The 19,076-nt window shown below is 67.3% G+C and carries 20 protein-coding genes; 9 read left to right on the forward strand and 11 right to left on the reverse strand.

The features are described from left to right. Positions 1 to 382: 382 nt before the first annotated feature. The 3 genes from ACP7A5_RS05220 (at position 383) to ACP7A5_RS05230 (ending at position 3,090) form a co-directional block, all read left to right on the forward strand. The gene (locus ACP7A5_RS05220; RefSeq protein WP_426040913.1) at positions 383 to 1,591 is read left to right on the forward strand and encodes a sensor histidine kinase; all 1,209 of its coding nucleotides are present in this window, start codon (positions 383 to 385) and stop codon (positions 1,589 to 1,591) included. A gap of 52 nt (positions 1,592 to 1,643) precedes the next feature. Then, positions 1,644 to 2,051 (forward strand): response regulator, encoded by a 408-nt coding sequence (locus ACP7A5_RS05225; RefSeq protein ID WP_426040914.1) that lies wholly within the window; start codon positions 1,644 to 1,646, stop codon positions 2,049 to 2,051. 64 nt (positions 2,052 to 2,115) lie between these two features. Then, positions 2,116 to 3,090 (forward strand): aldo/keto reductase, encoded by a 975-nt coding sequence (locus ACP7A5_RS05230; protein ID WP_426040915.1) that lies wholly within the window; start codon positions 2,116 to 2,118, stop codon positions 3,088 to 3,090. Positions 3,091 to 3,105: 15 nt separating this feature from the next. Here the strand turns inward: ACP7A5_RS05230 and trxB are convergent, their stop codons facing one another. After that, the gene (gene trxB, locus ACP7A5_RS05235; protein ID WP_425988189.1) at positions 3,106 to 4,113 is read right to left on the reverse strand and encodes a thioredoxin-disulfide reductase; all 1,008 of its coding nucleotides are present in this window, start codon (positions 4,111 to 4,113) and stop codon (positions 3,106 to 3,108) included. 71 nt (positions 4,114 to 4,184) lie between these two features. Here trxB and ACP7A5_RS05240 point away from each other — a divergent pair, with 71 nt between their 5' ends. Continuing rightward, entirely contained in the window at positions 4,185 to 4,478 is a 294-nt protein-coding gene (locus tag ACP7A5_RS05240) for a hypothetical protein (protein ID WP_426040916.1), read from the forward strand. Between the two features lie 3 nt (positions 4,479 to 4,481). Here the strand turns inward: ACP7A5_RS05240 and ACP7A5_RS05245 are convergent, their stop codons facing one another. The 5 genes from ACP7A5_RS05245 to ACP7A5_RS05265 form a co-directional block, all read right to left on the reverse strand. Further along, on the reverse strand, positions 4,482 to 5,408 hold the full coding sequence (locus tag ACP7A5_RS05245; protein ID WP_426040917.1) for a mitochondrial fission ELM1 family protein: 927 nt from the start codon (positions 5,406 to 5,408) through the stop codon (positions 4,482 to 4,484). A 47-nt stretch (positions 5,409 to 5,455) separates the two neighbouring features. Then, entirely contained in the window at positions 5,456 to 5,929 is a 474-nt protein-coding gene (gene greA, locus ACP7A5_RS05250; RefSeq protein WP_303696479.1) for a transcription elongation factor GreA, read from the reverse strand. Positions 5,930 to 6,087: 158 nt separating this feature from the next. After that, positions 6,088 to 6,303: a hypothetical protein gene (locus tag ACP7A5_RS05255; RefSeq protein WP_426040918.1), complete on the reverse strand. Its 216-nt coding sequence runs from the start codon at positions 6,301 to 6,303 to the stop codon at positions 6,088 to 6,090. 49 nt (positions 6,304 to 6,352) lie between these two features. After that, positions 6,353 to 7,018 carry a glutathione S-transferase family protein gene (locus tag ACP7A5_RS05260; protein ID WP_426040919.1) on the reverse strand — a complete coding sequence of 222 codons (666 nt, stop codon included), beginning with the start codon at positions 7,016 to 7,018 and terminating at the stop codon, positions 6,353 to 6,355. 61 nt (positions 7,019 to 7,079) lie between these two features. Next, positions 7,080 to 7,301, reverse strand: a complete 222-nt coding sequence (locus tag ACP7A5_RS05265) for a cysteine protease (protein WP_426040920.1) — start codon at positions 7,299 to 7,301, stop codon at positions 7,080 to 7,082. Between the two features lie 93 nt (positions 7,302 to 7,394). On the opposite strand from ACP7A5_RS05265, the gene ACP7A5_RS05270 reads away from it, so the two are divergent. The 4 genes from ACP7A5_RS05270 to mnmH are packed head-to-tail and all read left to right on the forward strand — an operon-like array spanning position 7,395 to position 10,151. Then, complete coding sequence (locus tag ACP7A5_RS05270) at positions 7,395 to 7,640, forward strand: FitA-like ribbon-helix-helix domain-containing protein (protein WP_426040921.1); 246 nt, start codon at positions 7,395 to 7,397, stop codon at positions 7,638 to 7,640. Further along, complete coding sequence (locus ACP7A5_RS05275; protein ID WP_426040922.1) at positions 7,637 to 8,056, forward strand: type II toxin-antitoxin system VapC family toxin; 420 nt, start codon at positions 7,637 to 7,639, stop codon at positions 8,054 to 8,056. Before ACP7A5_RS05270 ends, ACP7A5_RS05275 begins: the two co-directional genes overlap by 4 nt. After that, positions 8,053 to 9,096, forward strand: coding sequence for a selenide, water dikinase SelD (gene selD, locus ACP7A5_RS05280; protein ID WP_426040923.1), 1,044 nt, complete (start codon positions 8,053 to 8,055; stop codon positions 9,094 to 9,096). Before ACP7A5_RS05275 ends, selD begins: the two co-directional genes overlap by 4 nt. Continuing rightward, positions 9,093 to 10,151: a tRNA 2-selenouridine(34) synthase MnmH gene (mnmH, locus tag ACP7A5_RS05285; RefSeq protein ID WP_426040924.1), complete on the forward strand. Its 1,059-nt coding sequence runs from the start codon at positions 9,093 to 9,095 to the stop codon at positions 10,149 to 10,151. Before selD ends, mnmH begins: the two co-directional genes overlap by 4 nt. Positions 10,152 to 10,264: 113 nt before the next feature. Here the strand turns inward: mnmH and ACP7A5_RS05290 are convergent, their stop codons facing one another. Next, complete coding sequence (locus tag ACP7A5_RS05290; protein ID WP_426040925.1) at positions 10,265 to 11,566, reverse strand: glycosyltransferase; 1,302 nt, start codon at positions 11,564 to 11,566, stop codon at positions 10,265 to 10,267. Positions 11,567 to 11,636: 70 nt separating this feature from the next. On the opposite strand from ACP7A5_RS05290, the gene ACP7A5_RS05295 reads away from it, so the two are divergent. Next, entirely contained in the window at positions 11,637 to 12,953 is a 1,317-nt protein-coding gene (locus tag ACP7A5_RS05295; RefSeq protein ID WP_426040926.1) for a dicarboxylate/amino acid:cation symporter, read from the forward strand. Positions 12,954 to 13,231: 278 nt separating this feature from the next. Here the strand turns inward: ACP7A5_RS05295 and ACP7A5_RS05300 are convergent, their stop codons facing one another. The 4 genes from ACP7A5_RS05300 to carB all read right to left on the reverse strand — a co-directional run bounded on the left by ACP7A5_RS05300 (position 13,232) and on the right by carB (position 19,073). After that, complete coding sequence (locus tag ACP7A5_RS05300; protein WP_426040927.1) at positions 13,232 to 14,065, reverse strand: flagellin; 834 nt, start codon at positions 14,063 to 14,065, stop codon at positions 13,232 to 13,234. Positions 14,066 to 14,469: 404 nt separating this feature from the next. Further along, positions 14,470 to 14,640, reverse strand: a complete 171-nt coding sequence (locus tag ACP7A5_RS05305) for a hypothetical protein (protein WP_426040928.1) — start codon at positions 14,638 to 14,640, stop codon at positions 14,470 to 14,472. Between the two features lie 517 nt (positions 14,641 to 15,157). Further along, on the reverse strand, positions 15,158 to 15,691 hold the full coding sequence (locus ACP7A5_RS05310) for a hypothetical protein (RefSeq protein WP_426040929.1): 534 nt from the start codon (positions 15,689 to 15,691) through the stop codon (positions 15,158 to 15,160). Between the two features lie 79 nt (positions 15,692 to 15,770). Continuing rightward, the gene (carB, locus tag ACP7A5_RS05315) at positions 15,771 to 19,073 is read right to left on the reverse strand and encodes a carbamoyl-phosphate synthase large subunit (protein ID WP_426040930.1); all 3,303 of its coding nucleotides are present in this window, start codon (positions 19,071 to 19,073) and stop codon (positions 15,771 to 15,773) included. Positions 19,074 to 19,076 lie beyond the last annotated feature (3 nt).

Raw genomic sequence — 19,076 nt, forward strand, 5'->3', positions numbered from 1 at the left:
CGCATCAGGCATTCAGACTTCCCACAGGATTATACAGCCGAGCCTGGAGACGCCTAGACCGCCGCAGCCCTGCCCTGGAACGAAGCCGAAAGGCTCATCGCGCTGCAGGCTTACGGGATTCTCGACACGGAGCCCGAGCGGGCGTTCGATGACATCGTCAGGCTGGCGTCACGGATCTGCGACACGCCCATCGCAGTGGTCAATCTGATCGACTAGGGCCGTCAATGGTTCAAGGCCGAGACAGGCCTGGGCGTACGCGAGACGCCGCTCGACACCTCCTTTTGCGCCCATGCGCTGCTGCAGGAGGACGGGATGGTCATTCCCGACGCGACCCGGGATGCCCGGTTCGAAGGCAATCCACTGGTGACGGGGGGGGGCTGGCTTGCGCTTCTACGCCGGGCGGCTCCTGAAGAGCGCCGACGGCCACGCACTCGGCACCCTCTGCGTCCTGGACGTCCAGACCCGGCCCGAGGGGCTGACGCCGCTGCAGGCCGAGACGCTGGACGTTCTGGCCCGTCAGGTCATGGCCCAGCTGGAATTACGTCGCGCAATCAGCGAGCGGGAGGAGGGCGTCATCGCCCTGGCGGAGAGCGAGTCCAAATTCCGGGCCATCGCCGAGTCCATGCCCCAGATGGTCTGGTCGGCCCAACCCGGCGGCTTCCACGACTACTACAACGCCCGCTGGTACGAGTTCACCGGCGTGCCGGCCGGCTCGACCGACGGCGAGGCCTGGAACGGCATGTTCCATCCGGACGACCAGAAGCGCGCTTGGGAGGCCTGGGGCCACTCGCTCGAGACGGGCGACCTTTACGAGATCGAATACCGGCTGCGGCGCGCCGACGGCGTCTATCGCTGGACGCTTGGACGAGCGACGCCGATCCGCAATGAGGCGGGCGAGATCACCCGTTGGTTCGGCACCTGCACCGACATCGAGGACCTCAAGAGATCGGAAGCGGGCAAGGACCTGCTCAGCCAGGAACTGAGCCACCGGATCAAGAACATCTTCGCCGTGGTCTCGTCCCTGATCGCCCTGTCGGCACGCGAGCATCCGGAGGCCAGGGCCTTCGCCGGCTCGGTGCGCGACCGGGTCAACGACCTGGCCCGCGCCCATGAGTTCGTCCGCCCGCACTCCGAGGTGTCCCAGCCGCTGATCGGCGACACGACACTCCACACGTTCCTGGGCGCCCTGTTCAAGCCCTACGTCGATGCCAGCGGGCGGTCCCGCGTGGCGATCGAGGGCGAGGACGCGACCTTCGACGATCAGGCCGCGACCTCGGTCGCTCTGCTGTTCCACGAACTTGCGACCAACGCCGCGAAATACGGCGCCCTGTCCGCGGCGGGAGGAACTGTACTGTTGCGTACGCGCAACGACGGAGACCGATTCATCCTGACCTGGACGGAGCGTGGCGGCCCTCCCATCCTCGAAAAGCCGGTACGGCAAGGGTTTGGCTCGGCCCTGGCGTCGCTTTCGGTCAAAGGGCAGCTGGGCGGAAAGTTGGAACGAAGGTGGGAGCCAGGGGGTTTGATCCTCGAGGCAGCCATCCCCGCAACGGCGCTATCCCGGCGCCGCGCCGCATTAGGAAAGAAGTGAACCGGACGGGCATCTCGGCGTTCCGAGAGCCTGACACCGACACAACAAGGCCATGACCGCGCGTATCCTGATCATTGAAGACGAAGCCTTGGTGGCAATGGAACTCCGGTTCGTGCTGGAGGACCTGGGTCACGACGTTGTCGCCACCGTCGCCGATGCGAACACCGCACGGTCGGTCGCGGCCGAGAACGACATCGATCTGGCCCTGGTCGATATCCACCTGTCCGACGGTCCGACCGGCATCGACCTTGGCCGCGAGCTCGGTCAGGAGCGGGGGGTGACCGTCCTCTTCATGACCGCCAATCCCGGAATGGTTCGCGAGGGCGTGGCCGGGACCATCGGCGTCCTGTCCAAGCCGACCGACGAGCGCGCGGTCCAGACGGCAGTCGACTATGCGCTGGGTCGTCGCACCGGTCGGCCGGTCGAATATGCGCCGCCGGAGCTTCAGTTGTTCGGCTGACGATGGTTGCGGGCCGAGGCTCGGCTGACCACCTGAAGGGCTCCCCGAAACGGAGCCCTTTTTCATGTCCGATCTCAAGAAACGCGCCCTCGGCAAGAGCGGTCTGGAGACCGCGCCCCTCGTGTTCGGAGGCAATGTCTTCGGCTGGACCATCGACAAGGCGAAGTCGTTCGAGATTCTCGACGCATTCGTCGGCGCCGGCTTCAACGCCATCGACACCGCCGATGTCTATTCGCGCTGGGTGCCCGGCAACTCCGGCGGCGAGAGTGAAACCATCATCGGCGAATGGCTGAAGGCGCGCAGGCGTCGCGACGATGTCCTGATCCTGACCAAGGTCGGATCGACCATGGGCCAGAACGGCGATGACACCCGTAGCGACCTGTCGCCCCGCTGGATCGAGCGCGCGGTCGAGGACAGTTTGCGGCGGCTCCAGACCGATGTGATCGACCTCTACCAGTCGCACTGGATGGACAAGACAACCCCGACTGAAGAAACCTTGCGCGCCTATGAGCGGCTGATCCAGACCGGCAAGGTGAGGGCTATCGGCGCCTCCAACCACGACGCTGTCAGGATGCGCGAGGCGCTGGATGTGGCCGCCGACAAAGGCCTGCCGCGCTACGAGACGGTGCAGCCCCACTACAACCTCTACAACCGCTCGACCTTCGAGGGTGAACAGCAGGACCTGGCCGTCGCCGAGGGTCTTGGCGTCATCACCTATTTCAGCCTCGAGAGCGGCTTCCTCAGCGGGAAATACGGGACGGTCGCCGACGCCGACGCCTCGAAGCGAGGCGGCGGCATGTTGAAGGATCACTTCAACGAACGCGGCGTCCGCATCCTGGCGGTGCTCGACGCCGTCGCCCGGCGCAACGAGGCGACCCCCGCCCAGGTCGCATTGGCCTGGCTGCTGAGCCGCCCGGGCGTCACCGCTCCCATCGTCAGCGCGACATCGCTGGATCAGCTGAACGACACGCTGAAGGCCGCCACGCTGACGCTGTCGGTGCAGGACCTCGCGGACCTGACGACGGCGAGCGACGCCTGACCCATTGGATCGGGGTCACCAGACCCCGATCTTCTCCGCCTCGTGGTGGCTGATCGGGTGGTTCGCCTTCGCGTGGTCTTCCTCGGCGAGGAAGCGCACCGCCTCCAGCGCCGCCATGCACCCCATGCCGGCGGCGGTCACGGCCTGGCGATAGACGTCGTCGGTGACGTCGCCGGCGGCGTAGCAGCCCTCGACATTGGTCGCCGTCGTGCCGGGCGTCACCACCAGATAGCCGCCCTGTTTGGTCTCCAGCTGGCCCTGGAACAGCTCCGACGACGGCGAGTGGCCGATGGCGATGAAGACGCCGTCGGCCTGGACTTCCTGCGTCGCGCCAGTCAGGGCGTGCTTCAGTCGCACCCCCGTGACGTTCGAGGCGATTCCGTCCGACTGTCCCAGGATTTCGTCGACCGCATGGTTCCAGATCACCTCGACCTTGGGATTGGCGAACAGCCGGTCCTGCAGGATCTTCTCGGCGCGGAACTCGTCCTTGCGATGGACCACCGTCACCTTGGCGGCGAAGTTGGTCAGGAACAGCGCCTCCTCGACGGCCGTATTGCCGCCGCCGACCACGATGACGTTCTTGCCGCGATAGAAGAAGCCGTCGCAGGTCGCGCAGGCGGAGACGCCGAAGCCCTGGTATTTCTGCTCGCTCTCCAGCCCCAGCCATTTCGCCTGGGCGCCGGTGGAGATGATGACCGTCTCGGCCAGCAGCTCGGTCCCTGAGTCCAGCTTCAGCCGGAACGGCCGCTGCGACAGGTCGCAGGAGACGACGATGTCCTCGATGACCTCCGTGCCGACGTGCAGGGCCTGGGCCTTCATCTGCTCCATCAGCCAGGGACCCTGGATGGCCTCGGCGAAACCGGGATAGTTTTCGACGTCGGTGGTGATGGTCAGCTGGCCGCCCGGCTGGATGCCGGCGATGACGGCCGGGTTCAGGTTGGCGCGGGCCGCATAGATGGCGGCTGTCCAGCCGGCGGGGCCGGAGCCGATGACGGCGACGCGGATCGTTCTCGGAGTGCTCATGAGTGCTATCTAGTCTCTGATTCCGCCCCATGCGATGTCCCGGGCGACGGAAAACCGTGGAGAGACGACAGATGGACGTTCAGCCGCAACGAAGCTTCATCGGGGTGGGGCTCGCCATCGGCGTGGGCGTCGGCGCCGCCATCGGGGTCGCGATGGGCAATCTGGCGATCGGCATCGGCGCCGGGGTCGCCCTGGGCCTCATCTTCGGAGGCGCGCTGGACGCGCGGGACAAGGCGAAGCGCAAGGGCGACGGCGACGGAGGGGTGACCTACGCCGACGGCGGCAGCGGCGGCCGGTCGAAGGATGCCGATGGGGCGGACGACGGGTCGGACGGCGGCGGGGACGGCGGCGGCGGGGGCGACTGACGTCTAGAGCCCCATCGCCCTCAGTACTTCCCGCGCGGCCCGATCGGTCTCGGCCAGCGGCGCATAGGACCATGTCTCCAACGATCCGTCGAACGGCCGCGCCGCGCCCCTGGCTTCCAGGTCGGCATGCAGGCGCGCGAACTTGCCCGGGGGCTTGAGCGCCACCATCGCCAGGACGTGAACCGGCTTGCCCGTCGAGGCGGCCTCGGCGGCCATGTTGGCGCTGTCCTCGGTGACCAGGATGTGGTCGGCGGCGTGCAGGAAGGCGAACATCGGGTTCGCGCCCTCACTATCCCAGATCCAGCCCGGCAGGTCGCTCAGCCGCCCGGTCATGACCGCCTTCGCCGCCTCGGGCGTTCTGCGGGAGAAGGTCAGCATCAACGATCCGCCCGAGGCTCTTACGGCCGCCGCGATCCGGTCCGCCAGCGTCGCGGCATGGTCCGGCGTCAGGTCGAAGGCCTTGGACCTGCCCCCGATCAGGATGGCGACCCGCGGGCGGGGCAGGACGTCCAGCCGCCCGGCGACGGCGGGGGCGGCCTCGGCCAGGGTCTCGGGCGTGATGCGGTGGGGCGAGCCGGTGATCGACACGACCCTCGCCCCGGTCAGGCTGTCGTGCGCCGGCGCCACGACCAGATCGAACAGCGCCGGGTCGAGGCGCGGATCCTGGGTCTGGACGACGAAGGTCTTGCCGCCGCTCAAGCGCCGCACGGCCAGCGACAGGGGCAGGGTCGCCCGGCCTGTCGCGATCCACAGGTCCGGCCAGGGCTCGCCTTCGGCCGGGAAGGGCGCGTCGGACGCCAGCATCCACGGCGCCTTCAGCGCGACCGGCAGCCAGTCGAAGGCGGATCGCCAGCGCACCTGTTTCACGTCGATGTGTGCCGGAGTCAGACGCGCGACCGCCTCGGCGAGGCCGAGCGCCTGATTTTCCATGCCGGCGCGGCCGTCCGAGACGACCGCGATACGAAGGGGCTTTGGCCCTACTTCCACTCGACCTTGAGGATTTCGTAGGCCTTCACGCCGCCGGGGGTGTTCACCTCGACGGTGTCGCCGACGGCCTTGGAGATCATGGCGCGGGCGATGGGCGAGGAGATAGAAATCTTGCCCGCCTTCACGTCAGCCTCGTGCTCGCCGACGATCTGGTAGCGGCCTTCTTCCTCGGTGTCCTCGTCGACCACGGTGACCGTGGCGCCGAACTTGACCTGGTCGCCCGACAGCTTGGTCACGTCGATGACCTGGGCCCGGCTGATCTTGTCCTCGATGTCCGCGATCGAGCCTTCGATCCAGCCCTGGCGTTCCTTGGCCGCGTGATACTCGGCGTTCTCCGAGAGATCGCCGTGTTCGCGGGCCTCCGAAATCGCCGCGATAACGCTGGGACGTTCCACCGACTTCAATTGCTTAAGCTGATCGTCGAGGGAGCGGTAACCCTCGGCCGTCATCGGCACTTTTTCCATGTGGTCGTGATTTTCTGACTTGTCGCCCGGTAAACCGGAGAGGGGACTTAAGAGAAACTCTGGCGAATACGCTGGTCGCTGGGCGCGCGCGACAGGCTGAAGAAGCTAGGGCGCCTCGGGCGGAAACTCAAGGTCCAGCCGGGAAGCGGTCGGCCGGATCAGCTCGCCGATGGTGGCAGGGCGCGGTGACGATCCTGCGACAGACGCCGATCCAGCAGGGTTTTCGCCACCCCGTAGGCGATCCAGGCGACCAGGGCGGCGCCGATGACCGCGAACAGAAGCGAGGCCATCAGGGCGCCCGCCGCCATGAAGGCGAGGAGAAAGGCGATGGCCGCGCCGAGGCCGGCCGCGATCTGGAGGGTTTTCAAACGCATGACCGCATAACGCGCCCGTCTGTTCCGGGTTGCGGGTCCCGCAACGGGTTCAGGCGTAGGCGTAGGGCCCGCCGCGCTCCAGCGCCCTCTGATAGGCTGGCCGGGCATGGATGGTCTGCAGGAAGACCTTCAGCTTCGGCTTGTCCGGACCGTAAGGCGCGCGGCTGGCCCCGGCCTCCAGCGGGAAGCTCATCATGATGTCGGCGGCCGAGAAGGCCTCGCCGGCGAACCAGGGCGATTTCGACAACTCGCCCTCCCAATAGGCGGTGTGGGCCGCGATCTGCGGGTCGATGAAGCTGGACTGCGCCTTGTTCGAGATTGCCTTGACGAGCGGCCGGACGAGGCCCGGCGACCGGGTCGGCAGGGCCCCGAACACCAGTTTGAGCAGCAGGGGCGTCATCGCCGACCCCTCGGCGTAGTGCAGCCAGTAGGTGAGCCGCCGCCCGTTCGCCGTCCCCGCCGTCGGCCGCAGCCCGTGCCCCGGATAGGTCGCCAGCAGATATTCGATGATCGCCCCCGTCTCGGCGACGATGACATCCCCGTCCTGGATCAGCGGCGACTTGCCCAGCGGATGGATGGCGCGCAGCTCGGGCGGGGCCAGCATGGTGTCGGCGTTCCGCTCGTAGCGCTTCACCTCATAGTCCAGCCCCATCTCCTCCAGCAGCCACAGCACGCGCTGTGAACGGGAGTTGTTCAGGTGGTGGACGACAATCATGGCGCGGCTCCGCAGGTTCGGATCACCTTAGCGATGTTGACGCCGGGGAGGGCAAGGGCCGTCAGCGCGTGCGCCCACTCCACCGCCGACGCGGACGTCCCTGCGCCCGAGCCTGGCCAGCGCCCCGTTTTGGGTTCGGCGCCACGCCCGTGCGCCGACTCTGCCACAGTTCATAGGCCAGGGTGGCCAGCGCCAGCTTTCCGGCATGCCGACCGGCGAACCCGCGTCCGCTCTTCGACAGCAGAAGGCCGCCGATGACGGTGGCGATACGGGACAGGGCCATTGAAATACTCCTCGGGTTCGAGGACGGAACGGCCGGATACCGCCGCGGTTCACTCGCGTTGAGACGAACGATAGCGTGTGCTATCATCCAAGCATGGCCCAGCTCCTTGTCAGAAACGTCAGTGACGACACGGTCGAGGCGCTCAAGCGCCGCGCTATCGCCAATCAGCGCAGCGTCGAAGCCGAACACCGAGCCCTTCTGGAACTCGCTCTCGAAGTTGAACGCCAAAAGCAGGTCGAGCGATTCCGCGCCGAGACGGACGCGATCCGGGCGGCGCAGAAGGGGCGGGTGTTCAAACCGTCAGAGGTCGTCGTCCGCGAAATGCGCGACGAAAATTGATCGTCGTCGATACCTCGGTCGCCCTGAAATGGGTGTTGGACGAGCCAGACAGCGATCACGCCCGCGAGGCGATGGACCGCTTGCTTGTCGCGCCCGATGTCTGGCGCGTGGAGGCCGCCAACGGTTTGCGTCGGGCGGTCAGGACCGGCGAGCTCCCGCCGCAAGAAGCGCCGCGTCTTCTAAAGGTTCTGGATCGCGCGCCGGTCCGCGATCTGCCGACGCCGCCGCTGGTTCCGGCCGGCCTTGAGCTGGCGCTTTCCCTCGGGCATCCGATGTATGACTGCCTGTTTCTGGCGCTTGCGATCGAACAGGACTGCAAAATGCTCACGGCCGATGACGCCTTCTTGAACGTCGTGCGCACGGCGACGCCGAACCTTGCAGGAGGTCTTCTTCGATTGGCGGACTTCGCGCGATGACCACCCCCGAACCTCGCCTGACTTCGCTCGCTCATGGCGGCGGTTGCGGCTGCAAGATCTCGCCCGCCGTGCTGCGCGACATCCTGTCGAAGACGCCGCAGGCCGCCGCCTTCGCCAACCTGATGGTCGGGACCGAGACCTCCGACGACGCGGCCGTCTGGCGGCTGAACGATCAGCAGGCGCTGGTGGCGACGACCGACTTCTTCATGCCGGTGGTCGACGACCCGTTCGATTTCGGGCGGATCGCGGCGACCAACGCCCTGTCGGATGTCTATGCCATGGGCGGGCGGCCCATCTTCGCCCTGGCCCTGGTCGGGATGCCGGTGAATGTCCTGTCAACCGAGACCATCGGCCGGATCGTGGCGGGCGGCGCCAGCGTCTGCGCCGAGGCGGGCATCCCCGTCGCCGGCGGCCATTCGATCGACAGCGTGGAGCCGATCTACGGGCTGGTGGCGCTGGGCCTTGTCCATCCCGACCGGGTCCTGACCAATCGCGGGGCGCGGGCAGGGGACGTCCTGATCCTGACCAAGGGTCTCGGCGTCGGCGTGCTGTCGGCCGCGCTCAAGCAGGAGCGGCTGGACGCGGCCGGGTATGCAGCGCTCATCGCCTCGACTACGAGGCTGAACACTGTCGGCGCCGATCTGGCCGAGACCGACGGCGTCCACGCCATGACCGACGTGACCGGCTTCGGCCTGCTGGGCCATGCGCTGGAGATGGCGCGCGGCTCGGGGCTGGGCATCGAGCTGGATGCGGGCGCCGCGCCCCTTCTGGATGGTGTCGAGGCGCTCGCCCGAGACGGCGTCCGCACCGGCGCCTCGGGCCGCAACTGGGCGTCCTACGCCGAGGCGATCGCCCTGCCGTCCGGGTTCGACGACTGGCGCCGCGACCTGCTCACCGACCCCCAGACCTCGGGCGGGCTTCTCGTCGCCGTCGCGGCCGAGGCAGCCGAGGCGACGCTGGCGACGATCCGCGCGGCCGGCTTCGACCAGGCCGCCGTCGTCGGCCGCGTCGTCGAGGGCGCCGGGGTGCGGGTCGTTTGATCCGTCGCACCACCGATCTGTCGCGCGAGGCCCGGGCCGGCTTCGACGCCATCATCGACGTGCGCAGCCCCGCCGAGTTCGCTGAGGACCACATCCCCGGCGCCATCAACCTGCCGGTCCTCGACGACGCCGAACGGGCCGAGGTCGGGACCATCTATGTCCAGCAGTCCAAATTTCTCGCCCGCCGGATCGGCGCGGCGAAGGTCGCCCGCAACATCGCCGCCCATCTCGACGGGGCGCTGAAGGATCGCGACGGGAGCTTCCGCCCCCTGGTCCACTGCTGGCGCGGGGGCCAGAGGTCGGGGGCCATGGTCGCGGTGATGGACCAGATCGGCTGGCCGGTGACCGTGCTTGACGGCGGCTACATGACCTGGCGGCGCACGGTCCAGGCGGTCCTGTATGGCGAGGCCGCATGGTCCGTCATCCTGCTCGACGGCGGCACCGGCTCCGGCAAGACTGCGCTGCTGCCACGCCTCGCCGAACGCGGCGTGCAGGCGATCGACCTGGAGGGTCTGGCCGAGCATCGCGGCTCCCTGTTCGGCGCGACCGGCCGTCCCCAGCCGTCGCAGAAGCTGTTCGAGAGCCGTCTGTTCGAGGCGCTGGGGACCCTCGACCCGACGCGCCCGGTGGTCGTCGAGGCCGAGTCCAGCCGCATCGGCGCCCGCACAATCCCGCCCGCCCTCTGGTCAGCCATGGGCCGCGCCCCGGTGATCGAACTGACCGCGCCCGTCGAGGCGCGCGCCAGATTCTCCGCACGGATCTATGCCGATATCGCCGCCGACGTCACGGCGCTGGACACGGCCCTCGGCCGCCTCCCGCCCCATCATTCGAAGGAGACGATCGCGGGCTGGAAGGCGATGGCGCGGGAGGGCCGCACGGTCGAACTCGCCGCCGCCCTGGTCGAGGAGCACTACGACCCCGCCTACCGTCGCATGTCCGCGCGGCGCGACCGGCCGGTGATCGGGCGGGTGGAGATGACCGAGGTGGCGGACGCCGACCTCGACCGCGCGGCGGATCTCATTTCGGACACCCTCTCCCAGCGGGAGAGGGCTTGAGCGCACGGCGGCGATAGCCGTCGTTCTCGCGTGAAAGGGTGAGGGGCTGGCGCTAACCGGTGAGGGCTGCCCCTCACCCTTTCCGCTGGCGCATCGCTAACGCTCTGCGAGCCTCAAGCCCTCTCCCGCCTGGAGAGGGAAAACATCTGCACAATCCGCTCCGCCGCCACGCTCGCCCCATCCTCCTGCGACGCCAGGATCCCCAGCCGCCTCGCCGTCTCCACCCCCGTCGGATCCGCCAGCAAAGGGTCCAGCACTTCCGCCACCCGCTCGGCCCGGCAGGCGCGGCGGCTCAAGGTCACCCCGCACCCGAGGCGCACCACCCGCGCGGCATTGTCGAACTGGTCGCCGAGGAATGGCACGACCAGCTGCGGTCGCCCTGCGCGCAGGGCCTGCTGCGTCGTCCCCACGCCGCCTTGGTGCACGACGGCGGCAGCGCGCGGGAACAGCTTCGAATAAGGCGCATAGGCTACGGCGATCGCGTCCGGCCCGTCCGCGACGCCGACATCACCTTTCGGCCCCACCAGCAGCACAGACCGTCGCCCCAGAATCCGGGCCGCCTTCAGGCTCTCGACATAGAAGCTTCCGGGGATGATCACCGCCGCGCTCCCGAGGGTGAAGACAATGGGCTCCGGCCCGGCGGCGAGGAAGGTCTCCAGCGCCGGCGACAGGGGCGTCGGCCCGCCGGTCTCGCTGTCGTAGGCGGCATGGCCGGTCACGGTGAACGCAGGCGGCGCGTCGGCCTGCGGCATGCCCAGCAGCGGTGAATAAAGCCCAAGCGCCAGCGGCCGGTTCTTCAGTCCGTCGAGCAACAGACTGGCCCGCTGCGGCTCCAGACCCATCCTCTGCCGAACCCGATCCGCCGGCCCGGTCCAGGCCGCCCCCCTGGCCCGCGCGCCCGCGAGGGTCAGCCGGTTCAGCACCAGCCGCCACCCGCCCGACGCCGGCCCCAGCCACGGCGCGTTCGGCAGGGCGGGCGGGTCAAAGGCCGAGAAGACGATGGCCGGCTGCAACGCGACCGGAACGAAGGGCACGCCGAGACCATCCGCCGCCATGGCCGCCCCGGTGGCGAAGGTCGATCCGACAATCGCGACCGCGCCTTGAGCCACCGCCAGCAACTGCCGGGCCCCGCACTCCAGATTCGGCAGCAGCATCTTCTCGAACAGGAAGCCGCTGGATCGCGTCACCGCCTCGGTGATCTCCACCTCCGTCATCCCCATCATGACCTCGAGCTCGGCGATGCTCGGGCCGATGGCGTGGAATGTCAGGCCCTCGGCCCGAATCTTGTCGCCATGCTGTGGCGAGGAAGCGATCTCCGCCTCGAACCCCCGCGCCCTCAACGCCAGCGCCAAGGCGATGAACGGATGCAGGTCGCCGAGCGATCCGGCGGTGGCGAGGACGATGCGGGGAGGCATGACGAACCCTAGCACGCCCCGTTGAAGGTTCGCGCTGGCGTCCCGTGACGCCGGTGCTAGCCTCGCCGTCATGACCCGATCCCGTACGGCTGCCCTCTTCACCTCCCTCAGCCTCTGGGTGATGGTCGCTCTGGTCGGAGGCCTGGCGGCGGGCGCCGCGGCCCAGGCCTGGGGCATCCCCGGCGGAACCGGGACGGTGGCGGTGATCGACGCCCTGGGCCAGCTGTGGCTCAACGCCCTGCGCATGACGATCATCCCCCTGGTCTTCAGCCTGCTGGTGACCGGCATCGCCTCCATCGCCGACGCGGCGGCGACCGGCCGGCTGGCGCTCAAGGCGGTGATCGTCTTCGCCCTGCTGCTGCTCGGGGCCACGGTCTATGCCTTCGCCTCGTCGCTCGGACTGCATGCCCTGTGGCCCATCGGCGCGGACGGGGCCGCCGCCCTCCTCGCCGGCGCCCCGCCCGAGGCCGCGCGCGAGGTCGCCGAGAACGTCGGCGGCGGCGGTTTCGGCGCCTTCCTGACCAGTCTCGCCCCCGCCAACCCGATCCGGGCCGCGGCCGACGACGCCATCCTGGCCATCGTGGTCTTCGCCATCGCCTTCGGCTTCGCCACCACCCGGCTCGACGCCCGTCTGCGCCAGCCCGTCGCCCTGTTCTTCGAGGCGGTCGCCCAGACCATGATCGTGATCGTCCAGTGGGTGCTGGCCGTGGCGCCGCTGGGCGTCTTCGCCCTGGCCCTGGGCGTGGGCCTGCGCGCCGGCCTCGGCGCCGCCGGTGTGCTGGGCCACTATATCGCCCTGGTCTGTCTTAGCCTGATCGGCCTGATCCTTCTGACCTATGTCGTGGCCACGGTCGCCGGCCGGATCGGTCTCGGCCGCTTTGCGCAAGGCGCCGCGCCGGCCCAGGTGGTGGCCTTCTCGACCCAATCGTCGCTCGCCTGCCTGCCGATCATGGTCGAGCGCGCCATCGACCGTCTCGGCGTCTCGACGGCTACGGCGGGTCTGGTCCTGCCGCTGGCGGTGGCGGTGTTCCGCATCACCAGCCCGGTCGCCAACCTGGCCGTCGTCATCTACGTCGCCAAGCTCACGGGGACGGAGATCACCACCGCCTCCATGCTGGCCGGAGCGCTCGCCGCCCTGGCCGTCAGCATCGGCACGGTCGGCCTGCCCGGACAGGTCAGCTTCTTCGCCTCAATCGCCCCGATCTGCCTGGCCATGGGGGTGCCGCTGGAGGTCCTGCCCCTGCTGCTGGCGGTCGAGGTCGTGCCCGACATCTTCCGCACCGTCGGCAATGTGACCGCCGATCTGGCGGCGGCCCGGATCGTCGAGGGAGGGGATGCGGCGCCCGATCTCGAAGCCACGGCAGGAATTCAAGCGTCGCCCAACTGAAGGTTCTTCGAAATGGAACGCCCTTCAACACAAGCTGTCAGCCGCCTCGTGGGGATCGACGACCGAGTGTCGGGGATCGCCGCCTTGGCCCAGGAACAGGCCGCGGCGGTATCCTGAGAAGGCAGGGCCCGTCCCGGGGCCCGCGAAGGTTCGGAACGGGCCGTGCCGGCGCCCGGGCGCGCGCTTGATCGACCTCACACCTCGACGTCACCGACCGGCGTTCGCCTCGACGGACACTCGACCAACGGCCAATAGGCCCCGTTCTTGGGCGGCTCGGTCTATCGGAACAGGCCGAGCAGGATCGAGGTCGAGGAGTTGGCGATCGACAGAGCCTGCACACCCAGCTGTTGCTTGATTTCCAGCGACTGCAGTCGCGCGCTTTCCTTGGCGAGATCCGCATCGACCAGGTTGCCCACGCCGTTTTCCAGAGCGTCGGAGAGCTTGCCGACGAAGGCGTTATGCGTGTCCAGCGACTTGGCGCCGGTGCCGAGGCGAGCCAGGGCGGACGACACATTGTCGATGGAGGCGTTGACGGCGGCCAGAGCGGTGGTGGCCAGGGTCGAGGTGCCGATGGTGGCCGTAGCCGCCACGGTCACGTTGGCGCCGCCCATCGACAGGTTTTCACCCGCCACCTTGATGGTGGAGCCGGCCGTGTTCGACAGGGCTTTGAAGCCGTTGGTCGTGGTCGAGTTGTCCAGCAGGTTCACGCCGCTGAACTTGGCGTTTGAGATCACCGTGGTGATCTGGTCGCGGATGGACTTGAAGTCTTCGTTCAAGGCCTTGCGCGAGGCGGTGGACAGCGACTTGTCAGTCGCCGACAGGGCCTTTTCTTTCAGTTGGATCAGCAGGTCGGAGACCGACTCACCGGCAGCAATGGCGACATCGACGGCCGAAGAACCGCGATCCAGGCTGGTCTTGACCGCGTTCAGGGCCGAGATTTCACCGCGCTGGCCCTGGGCGATAGCCCAAACAGCGCCGTTGTCCTTTGCATTGTTGACCTTCTTGCCGGTGTTGATGCGGTTCTGGACCGTATCGAGCTGAGACCTGGTGGTCTGCAAATTCTGCAGCGCCACCAAGGCTCCGCTGTTCGTGTTCACGCTATTCAGCGCCATGACGACTCCCCCATTCCTAGGTTTCAGTCACCGTTTTGGCGGCTGAGAGCGTTTTGCTCCACATAACAATGGCTGATGAATCCTAATATTTTCTCCATTACTTAACCGTGAAAGCACAGCGGCCTGATAATCCGCCACATCTAATGACATGGGTGAGACACCGACGTCGGTCTAAAGGACACTGAGTGATGTTGAATTTTCGACGGTAATTGTTAACTGCAGAACAACTACCAAGCGACTATTCATGCAAATTAAGGATCGCTTGATGGGTCTATGCAGACGGTCCAGCCGTGATCGTTCGCAACCAAAGCAAGCAACGAGCCGAAAGACGCCGCCGCAAACATCAAGGCGGTGCTCTGCGGAAAAACACCAAGGTAATTTTCGCACGCCAACCTTGAACCGTCTCAGACGCTCTTCCTGCCGTAGCCTCCCGCCCACCTCAGTTTCTGTAGCGCCGCCGCGGCGCGGAGCAGGGTGGTTGCTTCCGCCGTCTTGCCCAGGCTCAGCAGTTCTGCCGCCCGGCGCACCGCCTCGGCCAGGGCTTCATGGGGGCCTTGGGCGGCGCTTCGCTCCATTCGGCGGGTCTCCCGAGATCCCCGTCCGGCTCATCCGCCCCACCGCGGATCGGCTTCAGGTCGATCTGCCGGGCATAGGTCTTTCGCGTCCAGCCTTTGGCCATGGCACGACGCCGCAGGTTGGCCAGGCCGACGTCAAAGCGTCGCGCCACCGACGGCGCCGACTCATCGGCGACATAGGCCGCCCTGACCCGGACCCAGGTCTCGGGCCCCCGATATTTGCGCAGCCGGTGGTGCTCCATCCGGCCAGACTGGCAGCCGCCTGCGTCAGAAGCGGACGCAGGCGTCGGTCGATGTCTTCTGTGTCGCTGATGTCGCGGAGATTGTCTCTTAAAAGTCCCGCGATTGTCCTCGCTACCGCGCCCGGTTGTCCTCGTTAGTCTACCGGATTGTCGTGGTTATCCCACCGGATTGTCCTCGAAATGGCTGATCGACCTGTCGAGTCCACGGCGCTTTTGCGGGCTCCGGACTGGTCGAAATCGTCGCCAACGGGTCGACCACGGCAAAGCCCGCGCCCTCACCCCTTCAGCAGCATATCCAGCCCGACCACAGCGCTCAGCCCCACAGTGCAAACCAGATAGGTCAGCAGGTTCGTCTTCCACCCGATCCGCAGCCTGCGGCTGGCCAACACCGTCAGGCCCACCAGAACCCCGCAAACGAGCACAGGCAGGGTCCACGGACCCATGCCCAGCTCAAGACTGATCTTCGCCTCGTCGTTGGGATTGAACAGGCTGATCCCGGCCGCCGTCACCCGCATCAGGGCGGCGAAGAACAGGAAGGCGTAGGCGGCCAGACTGTCCCGGCGAAGGATCAGCACAAAGGCGATCACACCCTGGATCAGGGTCACGATCGGACCCGCCGCGGCGAAGATCAGGAAATCCTGCATCGGCACCGGCCCGGTCGGGCTGACGCTGTTCAGGTTGAACGTCATCTGGTGGCCGAGAAGCGTCCCGGCCAGCCAGTGTGCGCCCTCGTGGAGCAGGTAGGTGGCCAGAACGGCCCCCACCAGCAGCAGATAGAAGCCGGCGCCGACGCGACGTGTGTTTCTCATGGATGGATCCCCTTTTCAGGGGAAGAACCATGCCGCCAACGTGCCGTCGAGTTACGATTTTCTCATATTTACGAATAGCTTAGTGCGCATAATCCTGAATCGGCCGCACATCCAGCTCGCCCGCCTTGATCGCGCCGATGGCCTGGGCCGCCGCGAGGGCCCCCGCCGTCGTGGTGTAATAGGGCATCTTCATCATCAGGGCGGTGCGGCGCAGGCTGAAGCTGTCCTGCAGGGCCTGTTTGCCGTCCGTGGTGTTGAAGACCAGCTGGACCCCGCCGTTCTTCATCGCATCGACGATGTTGGGACGGCCCTCCAGCACCTTCTTGACGAAGGTCACCGGCAGGCCCTGTTCGGCCAGGTAGGCGTGGGTGCCGCCCGTCGCCATGATCGAGAAGCCCTCGGCCAGGAGGGTCTTCACCGCCTCGACGATGAAGGGTTTGTCGGCGTCCTTGACGCTGACAAAGGCGCAGCCCGCGACCGGCAGGGTGGTGCCGCCGCCGATCTGGGACTTGGCGAAGGCGCGGGCGAAGGCGGGGGCCATGTCGGCCTCGCCGTCGCGCTTCCAGTCCAGACCCATGACCTCGCCGGTCGAGCGCATCTCGGGGCCCAGCACGGTGTCGACCCCGGCGAACCGGGCGAAGGGGAAGACCGCTTCCTTGACCGCGATATGGTCATACGGGACGTCGGTCAGGCCGAAGGATTTCAGCGGCACGCCGGCCATGACCTTGGCGGCGATGGCGGCGATGGGCTGGCCGATGGTCTTGGCCACGAAGGGGGCCGTGCGGCTGGCGCGCGGATTGACCTCGAGCACGAAGATGCGCGGCTCGGCGCTGTGCGGTTCCTCGATGGCGAACTGGACGTTCATCAGGCCGCGCACCTTCAGCGCCCGGGCCATGGCCTCGGTCTGGCGCTTCAGCTCGGCGACGATCTCCGCCGACAGCGAGAAGGGCGGCATGGAGCAGGCGCTGTCGCCGGAGTGGACCCCGGCTTCCTCGATATGTTCCAGCACGCCCGCGACGAAGACGGCCTCGTCGTCGCACAGGGCATCCACGTCCACCTCGGTGGCGCGGTTCAGATAGTGGTCGATCAGCACCGGGTCGTCGCCCGAGACCCGCATGGCCTCGCCGACATAGCGGTCCAGCTGTTCGCGGTCATGGACGATGACCATGCCGCGTCCGCCCAGCACATAGGAGGGGCGCAGGACGACCGGATAGCCGACCTCTTCCGCCTTTTGTGCGGCCTCTTCGGCGCTGCGGGCCAGGCCGTTGGGCGGCTGCATCAGGCCGATGTCGTGCAGCATGACCTGGAACCGCTCGCGGTCCTCGGCCAGGTCGATGGAGTCCAGCGAGGTGCCGAGGATCGGAATGCCGTCCTCGTGCAGGGCGTGGGCCAGCTTCAGCGGCGTCTGGCCGCCGAACTGGACGACGACGCCGATCAGGTTTCCGGCTGAACGCTCGACGTCGATCAGCTCCAGCACGTCCTCGGCCGTCAGTGGCTCGAAATACAGCCGGTCGGAGGTGTCATAGTCGGTCGAGACGGTCTCGGGGTTGCAGTTGACCATGATCGACTCGACGCCGATGTCGGCGAAGGCAAAGGCCGCGTGGCAGCAGCAATAATCAAACTCGATCCCCTGCCCGATCCGGTTGGGACCGCCGCCCAGGATGATGGCCTTCTTCCTGTCCGTGGGGTTGGACTCGCACTGCGGAACCTGGCCGAGGGCCCCGGTCTCATAGGTCGAATACATGTAGGCCGTGGCCGAGGCGAACTCGGCGGCGCAGGTGTCGATCCGCTTGAACACCGGGCGGACGTTCAGGCCGCGGCGGGCAGCGCGGACGGCCTTTTCCGTCGTGCCCGTCAGCTGGGCGAGGCGGGCGTCGGAGAAGCCCTTGGCCTTGAGTTTGCGGAAGCCGGTGGCTTCGATCGGGAGGCCCCGCACCCGGATGTGACCTTCCGTCCGCACGATGTCCGCGATCTGACGCAGGAACCAGGGTTCATACGAGCAGGCGGCATTGACCTCCTCGACCGTCAGGCCGTGGCGGAAGGCCTGGGCGATCACCAGGATGCGGTCCGGCGTCGGCTGGCCGAGCACGCGGATCACGGCGGCGCGAGCCGAGGCCTCGTCCTCGATGTCGACGACGCCGTCGATCTCGATCTCGTTGAAGCCGGTCAGGCCGGTTTCCAGCCCTCGCAGGGCCTTCTGCATCGATTCCTGGAAGGTCCGGCCGATGGCCATGACCTCGCCCACCGACTTCATCGAGGTCGAAAGAGTGGCCTCGGCGCCGGGGTATTTCTCGAAGGCGAAGCGCGGGATCTTGGTGACCACATAGTCGATGCTCGGTTCGAACGAGGCCGGCGTGACCATGGTGATGTCATTGGTCAGCTCATCCAGCGTATAGCCGACCGCCAGACGTGCGGCGACCTTGGCGATGGGGAAGCCGGTGGCCTTGGAGGCGAGGGCCGAAGACCGCGACACGCGCGGGTTCATCTCGATCACCACCATGCGGCCATCGGCGGGATTGATGGCCCACTGGACGTTGGAACCGCCCGTCTCGACGCCGATCTCGCGCAGGACGTTGATCGAGCCCGTGCGCATCCGCTGGTACTCCTTGTCCGTCAGCGTGAGGGCCGGGGCGACGGTGATGGAGTCGCCGGTGTGGACGCCCATCGGGTCGATGTTCTCGATGGAGCAGATGATGATGCAGTTGTCCGCCTTGTCGCGGACGACCTCCATCTCATACTCCTTCCAGCCCAGCACGCTTTCCTCGACCAGCACCTCGGTGGTGGGCGACAGGTCGAGGCCGCGCTCGACGATCTCGTAATATTCCTCGACGTTGTAGGCGATGCCGCCGCCGGTGCCGGCGAGGGTGAAAGACGGGCGGACGATGGCGGGCAGGCCGACGAAGGCGAGGGCGTCGTCGGCCTCGCTGATGTGGTGGATCGCCTTGGAGCGGGGCGATTCGAGGCCCAGCTTGTCCATGGCGTTGCGGAATTTCTGGCGGTCCTCGGCCTTGTCGATGACGTCGGCCTTGGCCCCGATCATCTCGACACCGTATTTCGTCAGCGCACCCGAGGCGTCCAGCGCCAGGGCCGTGTTCAACGCCGTCTGGCCGCCCATGGTCGGCAGCAGGGCGTCGGGGCGCTCTTTCGCGATGATCCGCTCGACGAACTCCGGCGTGATCGGCTCGATATAGGTCGCGTCCGCCATGTCCGGATCGGTCATGATCGTCGCCGGGTTCGAGTTGACCAGGATGACCCGGTATCCCTCGGCCTTCAGCGCCTTGCACGCCTGCACCCCCGAGTAGTCAAACTCGCACGCCTGCCCGATCACAATCGGGCCTGCTCCAATAATCAATATGGATTTCAAGTCTGTACGTTTTGGCATGGC

Source organism: Brevundimonas sp. TWP2-3-4b1 (assembly GCF_049897665.1).
Lineage (GTDB): Bacteria > Pseudomonadota > Alphaproteobacteria > Caulobacterales > Caulobacteraceae > Brevundimonas > Brevundimonas subvibrioides_B.

Bases quoted from the DNA above. Each gene is read 5' to 3' on its own strand.
- ACP7A5_RS05225 (WP_426040914.1), top strand. From the start codon at position 1,644: ATGACCGCGCGTATCCTGATCATTGAAGACGAAGCCTTGGTGGCAATG.
- ACP7A5_RS05230 (WP_426040915.1), top strand. From the start codon at position 2,116: ATGTCCGATCTCAAGAAACGCGCCCTCGGCAAGAGCGGTCTGGAGACC.
- trxB (WP_425988189.1), bottom strand. From the start codon at position 4,113: ATGAGCACTCCGAGAACGATCCGCGTCGCCGTCATCGGCTCCGGCCCC.
- ACP7A5_RS05240 (WP_426040916.1), top strand. From the start codon at position 4,185: ATGGACGTTCAGCCGCAACGAAGCTTCATCGGGGTGGGGCTCGCCATC.
- ACP7A5_RS05245 (WP_426040917.1), bottom strand. From the start codon at position 5,408: ATGGAAAATCAGGCGCTCGGCCTCGCCGAGGCGGTCGCGCGTCTGACT.
- greA (WP_303696479.1), bottom strand. From the start codon at position 5,929: ATGGAAAAAGTGCCGATGACGGCCGAGGGTTACCGCTCCCTCGACGAT.
- ACP7A5_RS05255 (WP_426040918.1), bottom strand. From the start codon at position 6,303: ATGCGTTTGAAAACCCTCCAGATCGCGGCCGGCCTCGGCGCGGCCATC.
- ACP7A5_RS05260 (WP_426040919.1), bottom strand. From the start codon at position 7,018: ATGATTGTCGTCCACCACCTGAACAACTCCCGTTCACAGCGCGTGCTG.
- ACP7A5_RS05265 (WP_426040920.1), bottom strand. From the start codon at position 7,301: ATGGCCCTGTCCCGTATCGCCACCGTCATCGGCGGCCTTCTGCTGTCG.
- ACP7A5_RS05270 (WP_426040921.1), top strand. From the start codon at position 7,395: ATGGCCCAGCTCCTTGTCAGAAACGTCAGTGACGACACGGTCGAGGCG.
- selD (WP_426040923.1), top strand. From the start codon at position 8,053: ATGACCACCCCCGAACCTCGCCTGACTTCGCTCGCTCATGGCGGCGGT.
- ACP7A5_RS05290 (WP_426040925.1), bottom strand. From the start codon at position 11,566: ATGCCTCCCCGCATCGTCCTCGCCACCGCCGGATCGCTCGGCGACCTG.
- ACP7A5_RS05295 (WP_426040926.1), top strand. From the start codon at position 11,637: ATGACCCGATCCCGTACGGCTGCCCTCTTCACCTCCCTCAGCCTCTGG.
- ACP7A5_RS05300 (WP_426040927.1), bottom strand. From the start codon at position 14,065: ATGGCGCTGAATAGCGTGAACACGAACAGCGGAGCCTTGGTGGCGCTG.
- ACP7A5_RS05305 (WP_426040928.1), bottom strand. From the start codon at position 14,640: ATGGAGCGAAGCGCCGCCCAAGGCCCCCATGAAGCCCTGGCCGAGGCG.
- ACP7A5_RS05310 (WP_426040929.1), bottom strand. From the start codon at position 15,691: ATGAGAAACACACGTCGCGTCGGCGCCGGCTTCTATCTGCTGCTGGTG.
- carB (WP_426040930.1), bottom strand. From the start codon at position 19,073: ATGCCAAAACGTACAGACTTGAAATCCATATTGATTATTGGAGCAGGC.